The organism is Azospira sp. I13, assembly GCF_003112695.1.
GTDB lineage: Bacteria > Pseudomonadota > Gammaproteobacteria > Burkholderiales > Rhodocyclaceae > Azospira.
In genome coordinates this window covers 119041-137088 of sequence record NZ_BFBP01000010.1, presented here as the reverse complement: position 1 = coordinate 137088, position 18048 = coordinate 119041, and the positions used below count along the sequence as shown (strand labels likewise).

The following is an 18048-nucleotide window of genomic DNA, read 5'->3' as shown; positions in this document are numbered from 1 at the left end:
TACCCTCTGCGTTTTCTTTTGTCCTCTCCGGTGAGAGAGCCATGCCCGTCAATTACGCCACGCCTGCCCCTGAAGCCTTGTTCCCCGTTGCCGGGGTCCGTCTCGGTACTGCCGAAGCCGGAATCCGCAAGGCCAATCGACGGGACCTGACCGTCATTGCCCTGGATCCGGGCACCACCGTGGCCGGCGTATTCACCCAGAACCGTTTCTGCGCCGCCCCGGTTCAGGTCTGCCGCCGTCACCTGGGGCGCGATCCGGAAATTCGCGCCCTGGTCATCAATACCGGTATCGCCAATGCCGGCACCGGCGAAACCGGCCTGCAGGCCGCCATGCAGACCTGCGCCACCCTGGCCGGCCTGCTTGGCCTGGATGAAGATCGGGCGGTGCTGCCGTTCTCCACCGGCGTCATTCTCGAACCGTTGCCTGTGGATCGGCTGCAAGCCGGCCTGCCCGCCGCTATCGCCGACCTGAAGGCGGACAACTGGCATGCTGCCGCCCACGCCATCATGACCACCGACACCGTGGCCAAGGCCGCTTCCCGCCGTATTCAGGTGGGCGGCAAGACCATTACCGTCACCGGTATCTCCAAGGGCGCCGGCATGATCAAGCCGAACATGGCCACCATGCTGGGCTTCGTCGCCACCGATGCGGGCATTCCCCAGCAACTGCTGGCGCAGGTAGCCAAGGAAGCGGCGGACCAGTCCTTCAACTGCATCACCGTGGATGGCGACACCTCCACCAACGATTCCTTCATCCTCATGGCCTCCGGTCAGAGCGGCCTGCACGTCAAGGACGCCCAGGACCCGGCCTGGGCTGCCGTGCGTGCTGCCCTGGTGGAAGTTTCCATCGAACTGGCCCAGGCCATCGTGAGGGATGGCGAAGGCGCTACCAAGTTCATCACCGTGGCGGTGGAAGGCGGCAAGGATCTGGAGGAGTGTCGCAAGGTGGGTTACGCCATCGGCCATTCTCCCCTGGTAAAGACCGCCTTCTTCGCTTCCGACCCCAATCTCGGCCGTATCCTGGCCGCCATCGGCTACGCCGGTATTGCTGACCTGGATGTGGGCAACATCCGGGTGTGGTTGGGCAGCGGCGCCGATACCGTACTGGTGGCGGAAAAGGGCGGTCGGGCGGCCAGCTACAAGGAAGCTGATGGTTCCCGCATCATGCAGAATGCCGAAATCACCGTGCGGGTCGACCTGGCTCGCGGCCCGGCCGGCGGCGATATTTACACCTGTGATTTCTCCTACGACTACGTGAAAATCAACGCCGACTACCGGAGTTAGTTCCAGACTGCATCCGGTGAAGTCCGGAGAAACCCACAAAGCCCGCGTAAATGCGGGCTTTTTTGTCTGTATCGTTCCGCTGTCGTCCATTGCAATCCGGATAAAAACCGGGTGCAAAACCGGGTATCGAAGTGCTGTACCCGGTTCTGAAAACCGGGTACAGCGAAAAACCGGGTACGGAAGGCCCTGAAAGGCTCGCCAATGCTGACAGACACGCAATGCCGCACCGCCAAGGCAGCAGACAAACCGTTGAAGCTGCGCGACGGGAATGGTCTTTATCTGGAGGTCCGCCCCAACGGTTCCAAGCTATGGCGTTATAGGTACGAGATAGGGGGCAAGGAAAACCTGTTCGCCTTGGGGAGCTACTGCCAACCCCCTGCCGGGGAGTCCCAGAAGGAAGCCCAGGCTAGGCGGGATGCCCGGCAATTCACCTTGGCCGAGGCTCGGGTAGAGCGCGAGCGTTGCCGGGGGCTGGTTAAACAGAGCATTCATCCCTCTCACAGCCAGCAAACCGATAGGCTGCGCCGCTCCCTGGAGGCAGAAAGCACCTTTCAGGCGGTGGCTGAAACTTGGATCAGGGAGAACGAAAGCCACTGGTCCGCCAATTACCTGCGGCAGATCAAGCAACGCCTTTCCGGCGATGCCTTCCCATGGATTGGGGCTTTGCCTATCAAGTCGGTTACACCGGCCCACGTTAAGGACGTACTCAAACGTCTGGAAAAGCGTGGCTCACCGGCTAGTGCCAAGCTGCTGAAAACCTGGATAGGGGGCGTTTTCCGGTATGCAGCCGGTGAATTGCTGGTGGAAGCAGACCCCACCTGGCCCCTACGTAATACCCTCAAGGCACCCAAGACCCAACACATCGCCCACCTGGCCACTAAAGAGATACCCGCCTTCCTGCGGGCGTTGGAGGACGTGCAAGCGGAAAACGCGACCAAGGCCGCCGCCAAGTTGCTGTGGCTGACCGTGGTTCGGACGGTGGAATTACGCTGTGCCGAATGGCAGGAGTTTGACCTAGAGGCCGGGCTTTGGACTGTGCCTGCCGAGCGGATGAAGATGCGGGAAGCCCATACCGTGCCCCTGTCTTTCCAGGCGGTGGAAATCCTGCGGGGGATGCAGGCGCTAACGGGCCGGGGGCGCTATGTCTTTCCTGGGAGGAAGGACCGGGAGCAGCCCCTTACCCATGAGGGAATCCGGGATGTATTCAATCGCGCTGGGTATGCCGGTAAATTTACTCCCCATGGGGTGCGTGGCACCTTCTCCACCTTCTTCAATGAGGCGGGCGCAGATCATGAGGTGATCGAGCTATGCCTTGCCCATGCCGAGCGCAACAAGGTCCGGGGGGCATACAACCACGCCAAGAAGCTGGACCAACGGCGGGCATTAATGCAGCAATGGGCTGATTTGACAGAAGCCTGGATTAAGGGGGCTGATGTGGTGCCTCTGCGCAGCAATGGGGCCTTGTAATGGAAGGGCCCCTGTGGAGGCTATGCTACTGCGGGACGCTGGGAGCGCACCTGTCGGCAGTTATCGGGATTTTTGCTATTGAATAGTCAATGCGAAATTTGCAGGCAGGCGATGTGCCTAAGCTGGATTAAATAATTCGGGGCGAGCCAGAGCACTCCGCTCTGGCCTTCTTTAATCGGAAGGAAAAGCATGGCTCTCAAATTTCAGCCCGCCCCTGTCATTTTGCGCCGTAAGCAGGTAGAGGCCCGCACTGGGCTTTCTCGTTCCACCATCTATAGCAAGATACGCCAAAACCCCAAGCGTCCCGGTGACTACGATCCTACTTTCCCATTGCCTGTATCTATTGGTGCAAAAGCTGTGGGATGGGTGGAGGCCGAAATAGATGCATGGCTGACCGCACAGATCGAAAAAAGCCGTAAAGCTTGAGGGGCCAGAAATGTCCCCATTGCAGCAATTCAGGGATGCTATTCAAGCTGCTGGCCTGACGCCGCCTGACGTAATCGAGGACGACGGCAAGCTGCGGCGCTTTTCCAGCAACGGCAAACGCGGCGACGATTCCGGATGGTATTGCCTGCACGGTGATGGTATCCCGGCTGGGAGTTTTGGCGATTGGCGCAGTGGTCTAATCCAGAACTGGCGGGCGGACATTGGCCGCACTCTTTCCCCGGCAGAAGAGGGAGCGCACAGGGCCAGGGTGGAGGCCATGCGGCAGGCTAGGGAAGCCGAGGAAACCCGCCGCAAGGCTGAGTCCAGGGAAAAGGCCGGTGCTATATGGAAAGCTAGTCCCGCCGCCCCGGTGGATCATCCCTACCTTGCCCGTAAGCAGATCAAGCCCTACGGGGTACGCCTGAGCGGTGATGCCCTAGTGATCCCCGTGCGGGCTGATGGCGACATTCACAGCCTGCAATTCATTGGTGAGGACGGTGGCAAGCGATTCTTACCCGGTGGCCGGGTAAGGGGCTGCTATTTCAGCATCGGCAATCCCACGGGGGCGGCGAGGCTGGTGATCTGTGAGGGCTTTGCTACCGGGGCCAGCATTCACGAAGCGACGGGCTACCCGGTGGCGGTGGCCTTCAATGCAGGCAACCTGCTGGGGGTGGCCCAGGCGATGCGGGCGAAGTTTCCCGACCTGCCCCTGATCGTCTGCGGGGATGATGACTACCGAACCGAAGGCAACACCGGCAAAACCAAGGCTATAGAAGCGGCCCAGGCCGTCGGCGGCAAGCTGGCCTTCCCCGACTTCGGAACCGATAGACCGGATGGGGCGACGGACTTCAACGATATGGCCGTGCTGATGGGCTTGGACTCTGTGGCCCGCAGCATTGGCATTGCCATGGAATCCGACTATACGCCCCAGGTTGTGGTACCTACTAACGACGATAGCCGTATAGGGCGCTTGGCCGAGCTTTCGCCTATCGAATATGACCGAGTACGGGAAGCGGAAGCCAAGGCGCTCGGAGTGCGTAGTATTACTCTGGATAAAGAGGTTAAAGCCAGGAAACAGAAGAAGAACGAAACCGAGGGCATCGACTTTGATGACGTGACACCGTGGCCGCATTCGGTAGTGGCTGGGGCGCTCCTGTCTGACCTGTCGGCGACCGTTCAGCGGTTCATCATCTGCCCGGAGGAAACTGCCCACGCGGCGGCGCTGTGGGTTTCCATGTCCTGGTTCATGGATGTGGTTCAGGTGGCACCCCTGGCTGTGATTACCGCACCGGAGAAACGCTGCGGAAAGTCCCAACTGCTGTTTTTGCTGGGGCGTCTGGTGCATCGCCCATTGGCGGCCAGCAATATCACTCCTGCGGCCCTGTTTCGGGCGGTTGATGCCTGGAAGCCCACCCTGCTGGTGGATGAGGCAGACGCCTTCATGAAGGATAACGAGGAGCTGCGGGGGCTGCTGAACTGCGGGCATACCCGCGATTCGGCCTATATCGTGCGCGTGGTGGGCGACGACCATACCCCCAAGCGTTTCAACGTCTGGGGAGCCAAGGCGCTGGCGGGGATTGGTCACCTGGCCGATACCATCATGGACCGCGCCATTGTTCTGGAGCTGCGGCGCAAGCTCCCCCATGAAGAGGTGCAACGCTTGCGCCATGCCGAACCGGGTTTGTTTGATGACCTGGCCGCGAAACTGGCCCGCTTTGCTATCGACAACCGGGAGGCCCTGCGTCAGGTACGCCCCGATCTGCCCGCCGCCCTGAATGACCGTGCCCAGGACAATTGGGAGCCCCTGCTTGCCATTGCCGAACTTGCCGGAGGGGAGTGGCCGAGCCTTGCTCGTCATGCGGCCCTGAAACTCTCCGGCAGCGGGGAGGATGGAGGCACGGTAGGTAATGAGCTACTGGCTGATATTCGGGAACTATTCGAGACAAAGCAGTTGCTCAAGATCAGCACGGCGGACCTGATCCAGCATCTATGCGATGACGACGAGAAGTCGTGGGCGACCTACAACCGAGGCAAGCCTATCAGCCCGCGCCAGGTTGCCACGCGGCTGAAGGAGTATGGAATCGCCAGTAAGACGATCCGCCTTGGTCATGAAACGGCGAAAGGGTTTGAGCTTGAGCAATTCAAAGAGGCCTTTGCGCGTTATCTGGCCCTTTCCAGCGGTACAAGCGTAACAGCGTCACAACCCAGCAACCATGTGGGTTTTGCCGTTACGGATCATCCGTCACGTTACCCCAGCAAAACCCTGTCCGTCACGCCGAAACCCGCGCTAATACTGGATTGTGACGCTGTTACGGATAGAAGCGGGGAAAGCCAGGGGAATCATGTGGAGGTGGAAGTATGACCCCCGCCCAAGTGATCCAGGCGGCGACGGCAGAAGGAGTGGTGCTGGCCCTTTCCGACACGGGGAGCCTCAAGGCAACCGGCGACCAAGCGGCGGTGGGGCGCTGGCTCCCTCTTATCCGGCAATACAAGGCGGCAATCGTTGATGAGTTGGCAGCGTGGAATTGCAGCCCAATCCGGTTATGGCTGGCCCAGATAGGCGAAACCGACCCGGCGACCATAGCCGAGGTGATGGGCAAGTGTCAGGAAGATGAAGAGGCGCGGGCCTATTTCATCGGACGGGCGGCGGAACCTTGGGGCCATCTAGGGCGTGAAATCACAAAACCGGGTACGGAACCGGGTACGGTAAAGCGTGGCGTTGCATGAATCCTAGATTTTATGCGGGTTTTGTGTCTATAACGCCGATTACCGGAGTGCATCGATTGCGGGACTTCCCCGTTTTCGCCCCAAAAAGCCCGCCCCGTGCGGGCTTTTTTCTTGCCGGAGAAGCCATTCAGCAAAGGCGGCTGGCTGTCAATCGGGCGGCAACCCAGGTGTTTTCAAGCGGCGGGTATGGGATAACTCTGCCGCCGCTCACCGTGTTGTGCGTAGGGCTGGCATTCCCTTCCACCCGCCCAGATTGGATACCGCAGCAGGTGCATCGCGTAGTCAGCAGATGGCTCGACCATCGGGGTAAATGGGTCGTTGATACCGGCCCCTGGCTGGGCTCCCATGAAGATGCGGAGCTCTGGGCTGGACAGTTGCGGGCTCTGGGTTACCTGGCCCGGGTGGAGAGTATCGCCAGCCAGGTGCAGGGTGGTGGCGCAGATTTCGATCTGCAAGGGGCGCTGGCCGGCATGGCCTGAACAGGCACCTGGGGAAAAGCCAAGGCCCCGCCGGAGCGGGGCCTGTCATCGATTCTGGTGGAGCGGGGCCATCCCGACAGGTTGGCCATGCCACTGACGCCTGCGACTCAGCTCATTTCCTTGAGCAGGCGTTCGCAGCGATAGGGCTGGGAGAGGCATTCCAGCAACTGGGTGATGGTCATGGTGGCCTCCCGGTCACCGCTCAGAATGGCTTCGATCAGGCTCTCCAGTTGTTTCATGTTGTCTGCCATGTTGCATCCCATGTGCACCGAGGTATGGCCTGTAACGGCACGCCAGGCGGGGACTTTAGGGCATCTGTCAAAACAAAAACGGGGAGCCATGGCTCCCCGTTGTCATGCTGCTGCCCGGGACTCAGGGCAGGGCGGGGATGGTGAACTTGGGCATTTCACCGGTCAGGCTGTTGAGGAAGGCCACCAGGTCTTCCACCTCTTCCTTGCTCAGGTCGGTCTTCAGCATTTCCTTGCCCATGATCTTCACGGCTTCATCCAGCTTCCAGACAGAGCCATTATTGAAGTAGGGGTAGGTGAGGGCCACGTTGCGCAGGGTCTGGGTACGGAAGGCGTGCTTGTCGCTCTCCTTCTTGGTCACCGTGTAGCGGCCTTCGTCCGTGGAGCCCGGCACCTTGATGGCGTAGAAGTTACCGTCGCTGAAGTTGGGGCCGTTATGGCAGCCGACGCAGCCCTTTTCGACAAAGGTCTTCATGCCCTTCTTTTGCTGGCTGCTGATGGCTGCTTCGTCGCCGGCCAGATAGCGATCAAAGGGAGAGTGGGGGGTGATCAGGGTGCGCTCGAAGGCGGCGATGGCCTTGGCCAGGTTTTCCGGGGTTACCGGCTCCTTGCCGCCGAAGACATCGGTAAAGCGCTTCTGATACTCGGGGAAGCCCTTGAGGATGGCGATGGCCTTGTCCAGGGTGATGTTGTGCTCGATATTGGCCTGTAGAGGACCCAGGGCCTGGGCTTCCAGGGTGGGCGCGCGGCCGTCCCAGAACTGGGATGTGAGGAAGGCAGCGTTCAGGGTAGTGGGAGAGTTGCGCGGGCCGCGGGCAGCACCGTGGCCAATGGCGCGGGGAATACGGTCGGTATAGCCCAGGGCCGGGTTGTGGCAGGTGGCGCAGGCAATGGTGCCGTCGCCGGAGAGGCGGGCATCGAAGTAGAGCATCTTGCCCAGTTCCACCTTGGCTTCGGTCTGGGGGTTGTCCGCCGGGATGGGGGCGATGGCGGGCAGGGGCTTGTAGTATTCCTTGAACTTGGCGTAAGGATCGGCAGCCTGGGCCAGGCCGGCCCCCAGCAGACCAGCCAGCAACAACGGAACGGCGAGTTTCTTCTTCATGACATCTCCCTTTTTGCAGTGGTAATAAACCTTGTTTTCAGTAGGGGATTGTCTCGTCTTGATGAGGTACAATATTGATGTAAATCAATGAGTTATAATAGAAATTCCCTATTTGGCCAATAGCCAGAGCCTATAGTCCGGCAGCTGACGGACGTCGAAATAGCCAACGCCGCCTAGGGAAATCAGGGAGAAGCACCGTGACATTGACCGAATTGCGCTACATCGTGGCCTTGGCCCAGGAAGGGCGATTTTCCCGGGCGGCGGAACGATGTTCCGTCAGCCAGCCGACCTTGAGCGTGGCCATTCAGCGCCTGGAAGAGGAGTTGGGGGTCCTGCTTTTCGAGCGGGGCAAGAACCAGGTTAGCCTGACCGACGTGGGCGAGCAGGTGGTGAACCAGGCAGCCCGGGCCCTGGAGGAGGCGGATCGCATCCGCCAGATTGCCCACCGGGGCCGCAACCAGCTGGAAGGCGGCTTCAAGCTGGGAGTCATCCACACCATCGGCCCGTATTTGTTGCCGGAGCTGATCGTTTCCCTGAAGGGCATCGCCCCCGACATGCCCCTGGCCATCGAGGAAACCATGACCGCCACCCTGGCGGAGATGCTGCGCCACGGCGAGGTGGATGCGGCCATCCTGGCCCTGCCTTTCGACCAGACCGGTGTGGTGACGCGGCCCCTCTACGACGAGCCCTTCAAGGTGGTGGTGCCCAAGGGGCATCCCTGGGAAAACAAGGAGGAAATCGGCTCCGACGAGGTGGCGGCCGAGGATGTGCTGCTGCTCAAGGCCGGTAACTGCTTCCGTGATCAGGTGATGGATGCCTGTCCCCAGATCAGCGGGGCCGACACCGAGGTGCGCCAGGGGCATTCCATCGAGACCATCCGCTGCATGGTGGCCTCCGGTTTCGGCCTGTCGGTGCTGCCGGCCGGCGCGCTATGCAAGCCCTATTCGACGGACTTGCTGCGGGAAGTGCGTTTCAAGCCGCCGGTACCTTCCCGGCGTATTGCCCTGGCCTGGCGGGTGGGCTTTACCCGGCCGAAGGCTATCGAAGCCCTGTGTCGGGCCGTTGCCGGTATCGACAACCCGAGTTACCAGCACGTCCACTGAATTTTGGGGATGTTGTTTTCAACAGCGGTGCAGGCGCAGGGTGCGGAACCAGCCGCCGGCCAAGGCCGGGCGATCCTCTTCCAGCACCAGGCGGGGCATTGCCCGATGCAAGGTTTCGAACTCTACGTCGAGGCGGCTGGCCAGTTTGCCGGCCAAGGGGGTCAGCAGACGGCGCAGTGGCGCCCGCTGGCCGGGGCGCAGGAACTTGTCGAAAATCAGCAGGGTGCCGCCGGGACGCAGCACCCGGGCGGCTTCTGCCAGGCAGCACAGAGGTTGGGGTACGACTGCGAGGATGAGGTGAGCGACCACAGCATCAAAGCTGCCATCGGCAAAGGGCAGGGACTGGGCATCGCCCAGCACCGGGTGAAAATCCAGATGGCCGGCTTTGGCGCAGGCCCGGGCGAGCATGGCTGGCGTCAGGTCCACGCCGGTGTATTGCCGGTTCTCGGGGAGATGGGGCAGGTCCAGGCCGGTGCCAACGCCCAACAAAAGCACCTGCTGTGCCGTGGTTGGCAGGGCTTGCAGACTACGCTTACGTGCCTCGCGGGTGGCCGCCGCCAGGAGGGCATCGTAGATGGGGGCGGCCAGGGTATAGCTCTGCCGGAGGCCCATGCCGGTATTAGTGCAGTACCCGGGGAATGGCCAGGGTGAATTCCGGAATGTCGGCTTCGAACTGGGTGCCGTCTTCCGCCGTCATCTGGTAGCTGCCCCGCATGGTGCCCACTGGGGTGTTGAGGGAGGCGCCGCTGGTGTATTCAAAGCTCTCCCCCGGCTGGAGCAGGGGCTGGTGGCCCACCACGCCGAGGCCCCGCACTTCCTGCACTTCCTCGTTGGCGTCGGTGATGATCCAGTGCCGGGAAATCAGCTGGGCAGCGATGCTGCCGGTGTTCCTGATGGTGATGGTGTAGGCGAAGACATAGCGCCCGGCCTCGGGATCGGATTGATCCTCCAGATACTGGGGGGCGGTGGTCACGGCGATTTCGTATTTTTTGCTCTCGGCCATGGGAGTTTCCGTTGGGGGAAAGTGTCATTCCACAACACTACGCAGGCTCTGACAAGCCGGAGTCATCCCGGGTTCACGGTAAAATCCGGCCCTCGCCACTTTCCACCGCAGGCCGCCCCATGAATCTCATTGCCCCCAGTATCCTTTCCGCCGATTTTGCCAAGCTGGGGGAGGAGGTCCGTTCCGTCATCGCTGCCGGCGCTGACTGGATCCACTTCGACGTGATGGACAACCATTACGTCCCCAACCTCACCATCGGTCCCCTGGTCTGCGAGGCCATCCGCCCCCACACCGAGGCGCCCATTGACGTTCACCTGATGGTTAAGCCGGTGGATCGCATCATTCCCGACTTTGCCAAGGCCGGTGCCAATATCATCACCTTCCACCCGGAAGCCTCCGAGCACGTGGACCGCAGTCTTGGCCTGATCCATGACTGCGGCTGCCAGGCCGGCCTGGTCTTCAATCCGGCGACGCCCCTCCACTACATGGACTACGTCATGGATAAGTTGGACGTGGTGCTGATCATGAGCGTGAACCCGGGCTTCGGCGGCCAGAAGTTCATCCCCGGGACCCTCAACAAGCTGCGGGAAGCCCGGGCCAAAATTGATGCCTATACCGCCCGTACCGGTCGCCAGATCCGCCTGGAAATTGATGGCGGGGTGAAGGTGGATAATATCGCCGAGGTCGCCCGGGCCGGTGCCGATACCTTCGTTGCCGGTTCTGCCGTTTATGGTGCCGGGAAGGACAGCGACCCCCATCGCTACGACTCGGTGATTGCCGCCCTGCGCAGCGAACTGGCCAAGGCCTGATTCGCCGATGCGCCTGCGTGCGGCCACCTTCGACCTGGACGGTACCCTGGTCGATTCCATCCCCGACTTGGCGGCCGCCTGCCACGCCATGCTGGCCGAGCTGGGCCAGCCACCCCGCACGGACGGCGACATCCACCGTTTCGTCGGCAAGGGCATGGCGGTGCTGGTGGAGCGCTGCCTGACCTGGGATGTAGTGCCCGAGGCAACGCTGCTGGAGGCCGGCATTGCCGCCTTCCGCAAGCACTATGCGGAGATCAACGGTCGGGCCAGCACGGTCTATCCCGGCGTGGTGGCGGGGCTGGAAGCCTTCCGTGCCTTAGATCTGCCCCTGGGCGTAGTGACCAACAAGCCGGCGGCCTTTACCGGCCCCCTGCTGGAACGCATGGGCCTGGCCGGCTATTTCGACGTGGTCGTCTCCGGCGACACCCTTGCTTTCAAGAAGCCGCGGCCCGAGCCCCTGTTGCATGCCTGTGCCCGGCTGGGCGTGGCGCCGGACCTTAATCTGCATGTGGGTGACTCCCACAACGACATCGAGTCGGCCCGGGCCGCCAGCTGCCCGGTGATCTGCGTGCCCTATGGTTACAACGAGGGGCGGCCCGTAGACAGCGCCGATTGCGATGCGCTAGTATCGGACCTCGTCGCAGCGGCCCGTTGGGCGGCCGGCGCTTAATCGATACCGACTCCGAATCGACACTTCACCGTGACCCGCAAGTTCAATGCTTTCCTGATGGGTAACCGCGCCGCCTGGGGCTGGCGTGGCCGCGTCTGCGTTGACTGGCGCTCCCCGCGCCAACGCTGATAATTACCCGCCCGGGCCCGGGCGGCGGGTTGAAACCCAAACACCCCGGGCAAGCATTGAAATACAACCTGTCGTACTTGCGAGGTCCCCATGACCGAAACCGAATTCAACGCGCTTGCCGCGCAGGGGTACAACCGTATCCCCGTGACCCTCGAGACCTTTGCCGATCTCGACACGCCCCTTTCCATCTACCTGAAGCTGGCCAACGGCCCCTACACCTACCTGCTGGAGTCCGTGCAGGGCGGTGAGCGCTTCGGCCGCTATTCCATCATCGGGCTTTCCAGCCCCACCCGCATCGCCGTCTATGGCCACCAGGTCATGGTGCTGACCGGACAGCGCATCGCCGAGCGTGAAAACGACACCAATCCCCTGGAGTTCATCGAGAGCTTCCAGCAGCGCTTCCGCGTCGCTCCCTACGCCGGCCTGCCCCGCTTCTGCGGCGGCCTGGTGGGCTGCTTCGGCTACGACACGGTGCGCTATGTGGAAACCCGCCTGACCAAGGCGGCCAAGCACGATGAGCTGGGTACGCCGGACATTCTGCTGCTGCTCTCGGAGGAGATCGCAGTGGTGGATAACCTCTCCGGCAAGCTGAGCCTGGTGGTTTATGCCGAGCCTGGCTTCCCCGGGGCCTTTCAGAAAGCCAAGGCCCGGCTGAAGGAACTGCTGGCGCAACTGCGCACCCCGGCGCCCATTCCCGAGGAAAAGCCGGCAGCTTCCCAGCCGGCCGTTTCCATCTTCGGCGAGGCGCCCTTCAAGCAGGCGGTGGCCAAGGCCAAGGGCTACATCACCGAAGGCGACATCATGCAGGTGGTGCTGTCCCAGCGCATGACCAAGCCCTTCACTGCCAGCCCGTTGTCCCTATACCGGGCCCTGCGTACCCTTAACCCTTCCCCCTACATGTTTTACTTCGATTTCGAGGACTTCCATGTGGTGGGTGCTTCCCCCGAAATCCTCACCCGTCTGGAAGGCGATACCGTGACGGTGCGGCCCATCGCCGGCACCCGCAAGCGGGGAGCGACGCCGGAGGAGGATGCGGCCCTGGCTGAGGATCTGCTGGCGGACCAGAAGGAAATCGCCGAACACGTACAGCTGCTGGACCTGGGCCGCAACGACGTCGGCCGGGTGGCTCAGACCGGCTCGGTGAAGCTCACCGAGCGCATGAGCATCGAGCGTTACTCCCACGTGATGCACATCGTTTCCAACGTGGAAGGCAAGCTCAAGCCGGGCCTCTCCGCCCTGGATGTGCTGAAGGCGGCCTTTCCCGCCGGGACCCTGTCCGGTGCCCCCAAGGTGCGGGCCATGGAAATCATCGACGAACTGGAACCGGTGAAGCGCGGCATCTACGGCGGCGCCATCGGCTACCTGGGCTTCAACGGCGATATGGACCTGGCCATTGCCATCCGCACCGCGGTGATCAAGGATGGCCAGTTGCACGTGCAGGCCGGGGCCGGCATCGTCGCCGATTCGGACCCCAGCTCCGAATGGCAGGAAACCCAGAACAAGGCCCGGGCCGTGCTGCGGGCTGCGGAAATGGCCGAGAACGGCCTCGATACCCGTTTCGAGTGAGGGCGCTGCCATGCTGCTGATGATCGATAACTACGACAGCTTCACCTACAACATCGTCCAGTACTTCGGCGAGCTGGGCCAGGATGTGCGCGTCTATCGCAACGACGCCATCACCCTGGGCGAGATCGCCCGTCTCAACCCGGACTATCTGGTGATTTCCCCGGGGCCCTGTGCGCCCCAGCAGGCGGGGGTTTCCCTGGCGGCCATCCGCGAATTCGCCGGCAAGATTCCCCTGCTGGGCGTGTGCCTGGGCCATCAGTCCATCGGCGAGGCCTTCGGCGGGCGCATCGTGCATGCCAAGAAGCTGATGCACGGCAAGACTTCGCCCGTGCATCACAATGATCAGGGCGTTTTCAAGGGCTTGCCCAATCCGGTGACCTGCACCCGTTACCACTCCTTGGCCATCGAGCGGGAAAGCCTGCCGGACTGCCTGGAGATCACTGCCTGGACCGACGACGGTGAAATCATGGGGGTGCGGCACAAGACCCTGGCGGTGGAAGGGGTCCAGTTCCACCCCGAGTCCATCCTCACCGAACACGGCCACGACATGCTGCAGAATTTCCTCAAGGAGCACGCCAAATGAGCCCGCAAGAAGCCTTGACCCGCTGTATCGAGCACCGGGAAATCTTCCACGACGAAATGCTGGCGCTGATGCGCCAGATCATGTCCGGCGAAATGAGTCCGGTGATGATCGCCGCCATCACCACGGCCCTGCGGGTAAAGAAGGAAACCATCGGCGAGATCGCCGCTGCTGCCCAGGTGATGCGCGAGTTCGCCACCAAGGTGCCGGTGCAGGATCCCGCTGCCGTGGTGGATATCGTCGGTACCGGCGGTGATGGTGCCCACACCTTCAACGTCTCCACCACCTCCATGTTCGTCTGTGCCGCCGCCGGGGCCAAGGTCGCCAAACACGGCGGCCGCTCCGTTTCCTCCAAGAGCGGCTCGGCGGACGTGCTGGAAGCCCTGGGCGTAAACCTCAATTTGCCGCCCGAGCGCATTGCCGAGTGCATCGAGACCGTGGGCATCGGTTTCATGTTCGCCCCCAACCACCACGGCGCCATGAAACACGCCGCCCCGGTGCGTCGGGAGCTGGGGGTGCGCACCATTTTTAATATCCTTGGCCCCCTGACCAACCCGGCCGGCGCGGCGCGCCAGGTGCTGGGAGTGTTCCATGCCGATCTGGTAGGCATCCTCATCCGCGTGCTGCAACGCCTGGGCTCCCAGCGGGCTTTCACTGTATTCGGGGTGGATGGTCTGGATGAAATCTCCAACTCCGGTCGCACGCTCATTGGCGAGCTGAAGGACGGGCGCATCCTGGAATACGAAATTCATCCGGAAGACTTCAACCTGCCGGTGCACGATCCCCGGGTGATCCGGGTGGGCAATGTGGAAGAATCCAAGGCCATGGTGCTGGCTGCCCTGGAAGGCAAGAACGGCCCGGCCCGGGATATCGTTGCCCTGAATGCCGGTGCCAGCCTCTATGTGGCTGGCTTGGCCGAGACCATGGCTGAAGGGGTGGAGAAGGCTCTGGATGTGATCGCCTGTGGCGCAGCCCGGGCCAAGTTGGACGAATTCGTGCGTTTCACCGGAGCCGGTGCATGAGCGACATCCTCAAGAAGATTCTCGCTACCAAGCAGGACGAGGTGGCGGCCGCGCAGGCCAGTAAATCCCTGGCCGAGATCCGTGCCGAGGCCGAGGCCCGGGTCAAGATGGACCCCGCCCGGGATTTCGTCGGTGCCATCCGCGCCAAGCTGGCTGCCGGTCACGCTGCCGTTATTGCGGAAGTCAAAAAGGCCAGCCCCTCCAAGGGGGTGATCCGGGAGGACTTCGATCCGGCCGCCATCGCAGCTGATTACGCGGCCCATGGTGCCGCCTGTCTTTCCGTGCTGACGGATCGTCAGTACTTCCAGGGCGCTCCGGAATATCTGCAGGCGGCCCGGGCCGCCTGTGCGTTGCCCGCCCTGCGCAAAGACTTCCTCGTCGATCCTTATCAGGTCTATGAAGCTCGGGCCATGGGGGCAGATGCCATCCTGCTCATCGTCTCCGCCCTGAGCCTGGCCCAGATGCAGGAAATGGAAGCCCTGGCCATGGAGCTGGGCATGGCCGTACTGGTGGAGTCTCATGATGGCGACGAGCTGGAACTGGCATTGCAGTTGCGGACGCCCCTGATGGGCATCAACAACCGCAATCTGCGGACCTTTGAGGTTTCCCTGCAAACCACCCTTGGGTTGTTGCCCCGCATTGGTGCCGAGCGTTTGGTGGTGACCGAGAGCGGTATTCTTGCGCCCGCAGATGTGGCGCTGATGCGTGAACACAACGTCGCCAGCTTTCTCGTCGGGGAGGCTTTCATGCGGGCGCCCCAGCCGGGCGCTGCGCTGGCCGAGCTGTTCGGCTGATTTCACCCGACATCGCCTGACGGGCGAAGATGGCAATCAACACGGCGATAAACGCCGCCTCCGGGCGGCGTTTATCGCTTAAGGCATAGGGATTCCTGGCTTATGCTGTTGTTGTGTTGTAAAAACACAACAGGTGCTCAAAAAGAGGTGCCGGGAAAGCCCATGGCGATTGCTCCCCTGCCGTCCCTTTGCCAGAATCCGTCCAACCCCTCAAATCAGAGGTGGTATTCAAGGGGCACGGAAACAACGCTGCCTTTCCTAATTGCAAGAGGAGAAAACCTGATGCAAAAGAAACTGATCGCTCTGGCCGTCGCTGGCCTGGCTTCCACCGCTGCTTTCGCTCAATCCAACGTCACCATCTACGGTGTTGCTGACGCCACCTTCGACGTCGTCAAGACCTCCAGCGCCGCCGGCAACGCCGACCTGGGCTCCATGACCCGTGTTTCCACCAACTCTTCCTACATCGGCTTCAAGGGCCTGGAAGATCTGGGCAACGGCCTGAAGGCTGTGTTCCAGTTCGAATCCTCCGTCGCTTTCGACACCGGTGCTGGCCTGAACACCGCTCGTGATTCCTACGCTGGTATCGCTGGTGGCTTCGGTACCGTTGCTGCTGGTCGCCTGACCGGCCCGACCCGTGCTCTGGGTGCTTCCCTGGACGTGTTTGCTGGCTCCACCGGCATTGGCGCCAACAGCGGCATCATCGGCAAGCTGGGTAACATGGTTCCCGTGATCAGCGCTCCCGCTGCTCGTGGCGCCACCATCGAAAACTCCGTTTTCGACACCCGCTTCAGCAACACCATCGCCTACATCTCCCCGAACCTGAGCGGCTTCACCCTGACCGGTGCTTACGTTTCTGGCGAAAACAAGACCCTGGACAACGCTGTTGTCAAGGCTAACCTGAAGGGTTACGACGTTGGTGCTGTGTACAACAACGGCCCGATCATGGCTGGTCTGACCTACAACCACGTTGCTCTGGGCGACCTGAACGACACCAAGGCCAAGGACCTGCGTCTGGGCGGTTCCTACAACTTCGGCGTGGCTTCCCTGCGCGTTATGTACGACCGCGTGAAGGCTGACGACAACGTCGGTACCGACATCAAGCAAAACGTCTGGGGTATCGGTGGTACCTACAACGTCACCACCAACGGCAAGCTGGTTGCTCAGTACTACAAGGCTGGCGACGTGAAGGTTGCTGGTGCTACCGCCAACGAAACCGGTGCCAAGCTGTTCGCCGTCGGTTACGAGCACAGCCTGTCCAAGCGCACCCTGCTGAAGGCTACCTACTCCCGTCTGGCTAACAACGACTTCGCCAACTACGGCTTCGGCGTGAGCCCCATCGGCGGTACCGCTGCTGGCGCCACCAACTCCGGCGTGCAAGTTGGTCTGCGTCACTCCTTCTAATCTCTCCTCACCGAGAGTTTGAAGTTGAAAGCGGGCACCTTCGGGTGCCCGTTTTTTATTGCAAGAATCTAAGCGTATTCATGGCAAACAAAAAGGCCGGTGCGAAACTCGCACCGGCCTTTTTGTTGAGCGAACAGTCGTCAGCGGCCTGTGGGGACTTCCGGCAGGACGATGTTGACTTCCAGTACCTCGAAGTTGTTTTTCTTTTCCAGGGAAACCTTGATGTCGTCCTGATTCACCTTGACGTACTTGGAGATGACGGCAATCAACTCCTGCTGCAATTGCGGCAGAAAGTCAGGGGAGCTTTGCTCGCCACTGCGTTCGCGGGCAATGATGAGCTGCAGGCGTTCCTTGGCGACCGAGGCGGTCTTGGGCTTCTGGCCGAAGAGAAGGTCGAGCAGGGACATGTCACTTGCCTCCGAACAGACGCTTCAGCAGGCCGGGCTTTTCGTAATCCACGAAGCGCAGGGGGACTTCCTCGCCGAGGAAGCGGGCCACCATGTCTTGATAGGCATCGGCAACATCGCTGCCGTTCATGTGGATGGCCGGGGTGCCCTGGTTGGAGGCTTGCAGCACCACTTCGGATTCGGGAATGACGCCTAGCAGGGGAATGCGCAGCAGTTCATGCACATCCTTGAAGGAGAGCATTTCCCCATCGTCTACCCGTTTCGGGGAGTAGCGGGTTACCAGCAGATGTTCCTTGACCGCCTCGCTGCCCTCCTTGGCACGGCGGGACTTGGACTGGACGATGCCCAGGATGCGGTCCGAGTCGCGTACGGAGGAAACTTCCGGATTGGAAACGACAATGGCCTCGTCGGCGAAGGTCAGGGCCATGACGGCACCCCGCTCGATGCCGGCAGGGGAGTCGCAGACCACGTAGTCAAAGCCCATGTGCTCCAGTTCCTTGAGCACCTTTTCCACACCTTCCTCGGTCAGGGCGTCCTTGTCCCGGGTCTGGGAGGCGGGCAGCACGAAGAGGTTCTCGGCGTGCTTGTCCTTGATCAGGGCCTGGGTCAGGTTGGCTTCGCCATTGATGACGTTTACCAGGTCATAGACCACCCGGCGTTCGCAGCCCATGATCAGGTCCAGGTTGCGCAGGCCGACGTCAAAGTCGATGACCGCAGTCTTGAAACCACGCAGGGCGAGGCCGGAGGCGAAGGCAGCGCTGGTGGTGGTCTTGCCTACCCCACCCTTGCCGGAAGTGACGACGATGATTCTCATGGGACCTCGGGAATGTGA

General features: G+C 61.7%; 20 protein-coding genes. 14 read left to right on the top strand and 6 right to left on the bottom strand.

Annotated features, from left to right (window positions below):
* Positions 1 to 41: 41 nt before the first annotated feature.
* The 6 genes from argJ (at position 42) to AZSI13_RS17295 (ending at position 6382) form a co-directional block, all read left to right on the top strand.
* Positions 42 to 1283 (top strand): bifunctional glutamate N-acetyltransferase/amino-acid acetyltransferase ArgJ, encoded by a 1242-nt coding sequence (gene argJ / locus AZSI13_RS09405; RefSeq protein WP_109040916.1) that lies wholly within the window; start codon positions 42 to 44, stop codon positions 1281 to 1283.
* Positions 1284 to 1484: 201 nt separating this feature from the next.
* Entirely contained in the window at positions 1485 to 2750 is a 1266-nt protein-coding gene (locus AZSI13_RS09400; RefSeq protein ID WP_109040915.1) for a tyrosine-type recombinase/integrase, read from the top strand.
* A 189-nt stretch (positions 2751 to 2939) separates the two neighbouring features.
* Positions 2940 to 3176 (top strand): AlpA family transcriptional regulator, encoded by a 237-nt coding sequence (locus AZSI13_RS09395; protein ID WP_109040914.1) that lies wholly within the window; start codon positions 2940 to 2942, stop codon positions 3174 to 3176.
* Positions 3177 to 3186: 10 nt separating this feature from the next.
* The gene (locus AZSI13_RS09390) at positions 3187 to 5538 is read left to right on the top strand and encodes a DUF3631 domain-containing protein (RefSeq protein WP_109040913.1); all 2352 of its coding nucleotides are present in this window, start codon (positions 3187 to 3189) and stop codon (positions 5536 to 5538) included.
* Positions 5535 to 5903, top strand: a complete 369-nt coding sequence (locus tag AZSI13_RS09385; RefSeq protein ID WP_109040912.1) for a hypothetical protein — start codon at positions 5535 to 5537, stop codon at positions 5901 to 5903. Before AZSI13_RS09390 ends, AZSI13_RS09385 begins: the two co-directional genes overlap by 4 nt.
* A 269-nt stretch (positions 5904 to 6172) precedes the next feature.
* Positions 6173 to 6382, top strand: coding sequence for a hypothetical protein (locus AZSI13_RS17295; protein WP_133247301.1), 210 nt, complete (start codon positions 6173 to 6175; stop codon positions 6380 to 6382).
* Positions 6383 to 6489: 107 nt separating this feature from the next.
* On the opposite strand, the gene AZSI13_RS18195 is transcribed toward AZSI13_RS17295, so the two are convergent.
* Both AZSI13_RS18195 and AZSI13_RS09380 read right to left on the bottom strand, forming a co-directional pair.
* Positions 6490 to 6621 (bottom strand): hypothetical protein, encoded by a 132-nt coding sequence (locus tag AZSI13_RS18195; protein WP_268807524.1) that lies wholly within the window; start codon positions 6619 to 6621, stop codon positions 6490 to 6492.
* Positions 6622 to 6754: 133 nt separating this feature from the next.
* Positions 6755 to 7732: a cytochrome-c peroxidase gene (locus tag AZSI13_RS09380; RefSeq protein WP_109040911.1), complete on the bottom strand. Its 978-nt coding sequence runs from the start codon at positions 7730 to 7732 to the stop codon at positions 6755 to 6757.
* 197 nt (positions 7733 to 7929) lie between these two features.
* Between AZSI13_RS09380 and AZSI13_RS09375 the strand changes: the two genes are divergently transcribed.
* Positions 7930 to 8835, top strand: a complete 906-nt coding sequence (locus tag AZSI13_RS09375) for a LysR substrate-binding domain-containing protein (RefSeq protein ID WP_109040910.1) — start codon at positions 7930 to 7932, stop codon at positions 8833 to 8835.
* Positions 8836 to 8853: 18 nt separating this feature from the next.
* On the opposite strand, the gene AZSI13_RS09370 is transcribed toward AZSI13_RS09375, so the two are convergent.
* Entirely contained in the window at positions 8854 to 9447 is a 594-nt protein-coding gene (locus AZSI13_RS09370) for a class I SAM-dependent methyltransferase (RefSeq protein WP_109040909.1), read from the bottom strand.
* A 7-nt stretch (positions 9448 to 9454) separates the two neighbouring features.
* Complete coding sequence (gene apaG / locus AZSI13_RS09365) at positions 9455 to 9838, bottom strand: Co2+/Mg2+ efflux protein ApaG (RefSeq protein ID WP_109040908.1); 384 nt, start codon at positions 9836 to 9838, stop codon at positions 9455 to 9457.
* 119 nt (positions 9839 to 9957) lie between these two features.
* Here apaG and rpe point away from each other — a divergent pair, with 119 nt between their 5' ends.
* The 7 genes from rpe to AZSI13_RS09330 all read left to right on the top strand — a co-directional run bounded on the left by rpe (position 9958) and on the right by AZSI13_RS09330 (position 16809).
* Positions 9958 to 10647 (top strand): ribulose-phosphate 3-epimerase, encoded by a 690-nt coding sequence (gene rpe, locus AZSI13_RS09360; protein WP_109040907.1) that lies wholly within the window; start codon positions 9958 to 9960, stop codon positions 10645 to 10647.
* Between the two features lie 7 nt (positions 10648 to 10654).
* On the top strand, positions 10655 to 11317 hold the full coding sequence (locus tag AZSI13_RS09355; RefSeq protein ID WP_109040906.1) for a phosphoglycolate phosphatase: 663 nt from the start codon (positions 10655 to 10657) through the stop codon (positions 11315 to 11317).
* A 219-nt stretch (positions 11318 to 11536) separates the two neighbouring features.
* Positions 11537 to 13012, top strand: coding sequence for an anthranilate synthase component I (gene trpE, locus AZSI13_RS09350; RefSeq protein WP_109040905.1), 1476 nt, complete (start codon positions 11537 to 11539; stop codon positions 13010 to 13012).
* Positions 13013 to 13022: 10 nt separating this feature from the next.
* Complete coding sequence (locus tag AZSI13_RS09345) at positions 13023 to 13595, top strand: aminodeoxychorismate/anthranilate synthase component II (RefSeq protein WP_109040904.1); 573 nt, start codon at positions 13023 to 13025, stop codon at positions 13593 to 13595.
* Positions 13592 to 14614, top strand: coding sequence for an anthranilate phosphoribosyltransferase (gene trpD, locus AZSI13_RS09340; RefSeq protein WP_109040903.1), 1023 nt, complete (start codon positions 13592 to 13594; stop codon positions 14612 to 14614). The genes AZSI13_RS09345 and trpD overlap by 4 nt, the downstream gene beginning before the upstream one ends.
* Positions 14611 to 15408, top strand: a complete 798-nt coding sequence (gene trpC / locus AZSI13_RS09335; protein ID WP_109040902.1) for an indole-3-glycerol phosphate synthase TrpC — start codon at positions 14611 to 14613, stop codon at positions 15406 to 15408. Before trpD ends, trpC begins: the two co-directional genes overlap by 4 nt.
* A 282-nt stretch (positions 15409 to 15690) precedes the next feature.
* Complete coding sequence (locus AZSI13_RS09330) at positions 15691 to 16809, top strand: porin (RefSeq protein ID WP_165833432.1); 1119 nt, start codon at positions 15691 to 15693, stop codon at positions 16807 to 16809.
* A 140-nt stretch (positions 16810 to 16949) separates the two neighbouring features.
* On the opposite strand, the gene minE is transcribed toward AZSI13_RS09330, so the two are convergent.
* Positions 16950 to 17216, bottom strand: coding sequence for a cell division topological specificity factor MinE (gene minE, locus AZSI13_RS09325; RefSeq protein WP_109040900.1), 267 nt, complete (start codon positions 17214 to 17216; stop codon positions 16950 to 16952).
* Position 17217: 1 nt separating this feature from the next.
* The gene (gene minD / locus AZSI13_RS09320) at positions 17218 to 18030 is read right to left on the bottom strand and encodes a septum site-determining protein MinD (RefSeq protein WP_109040899.1); all 813 of its coding nucleotides are present in this window, start codon (positions 18028 to 18030) and stop codon (positions 17218 to 17220) included.
* Positions 18031 to 18048 lie beyond the last annotated feature (18 nt).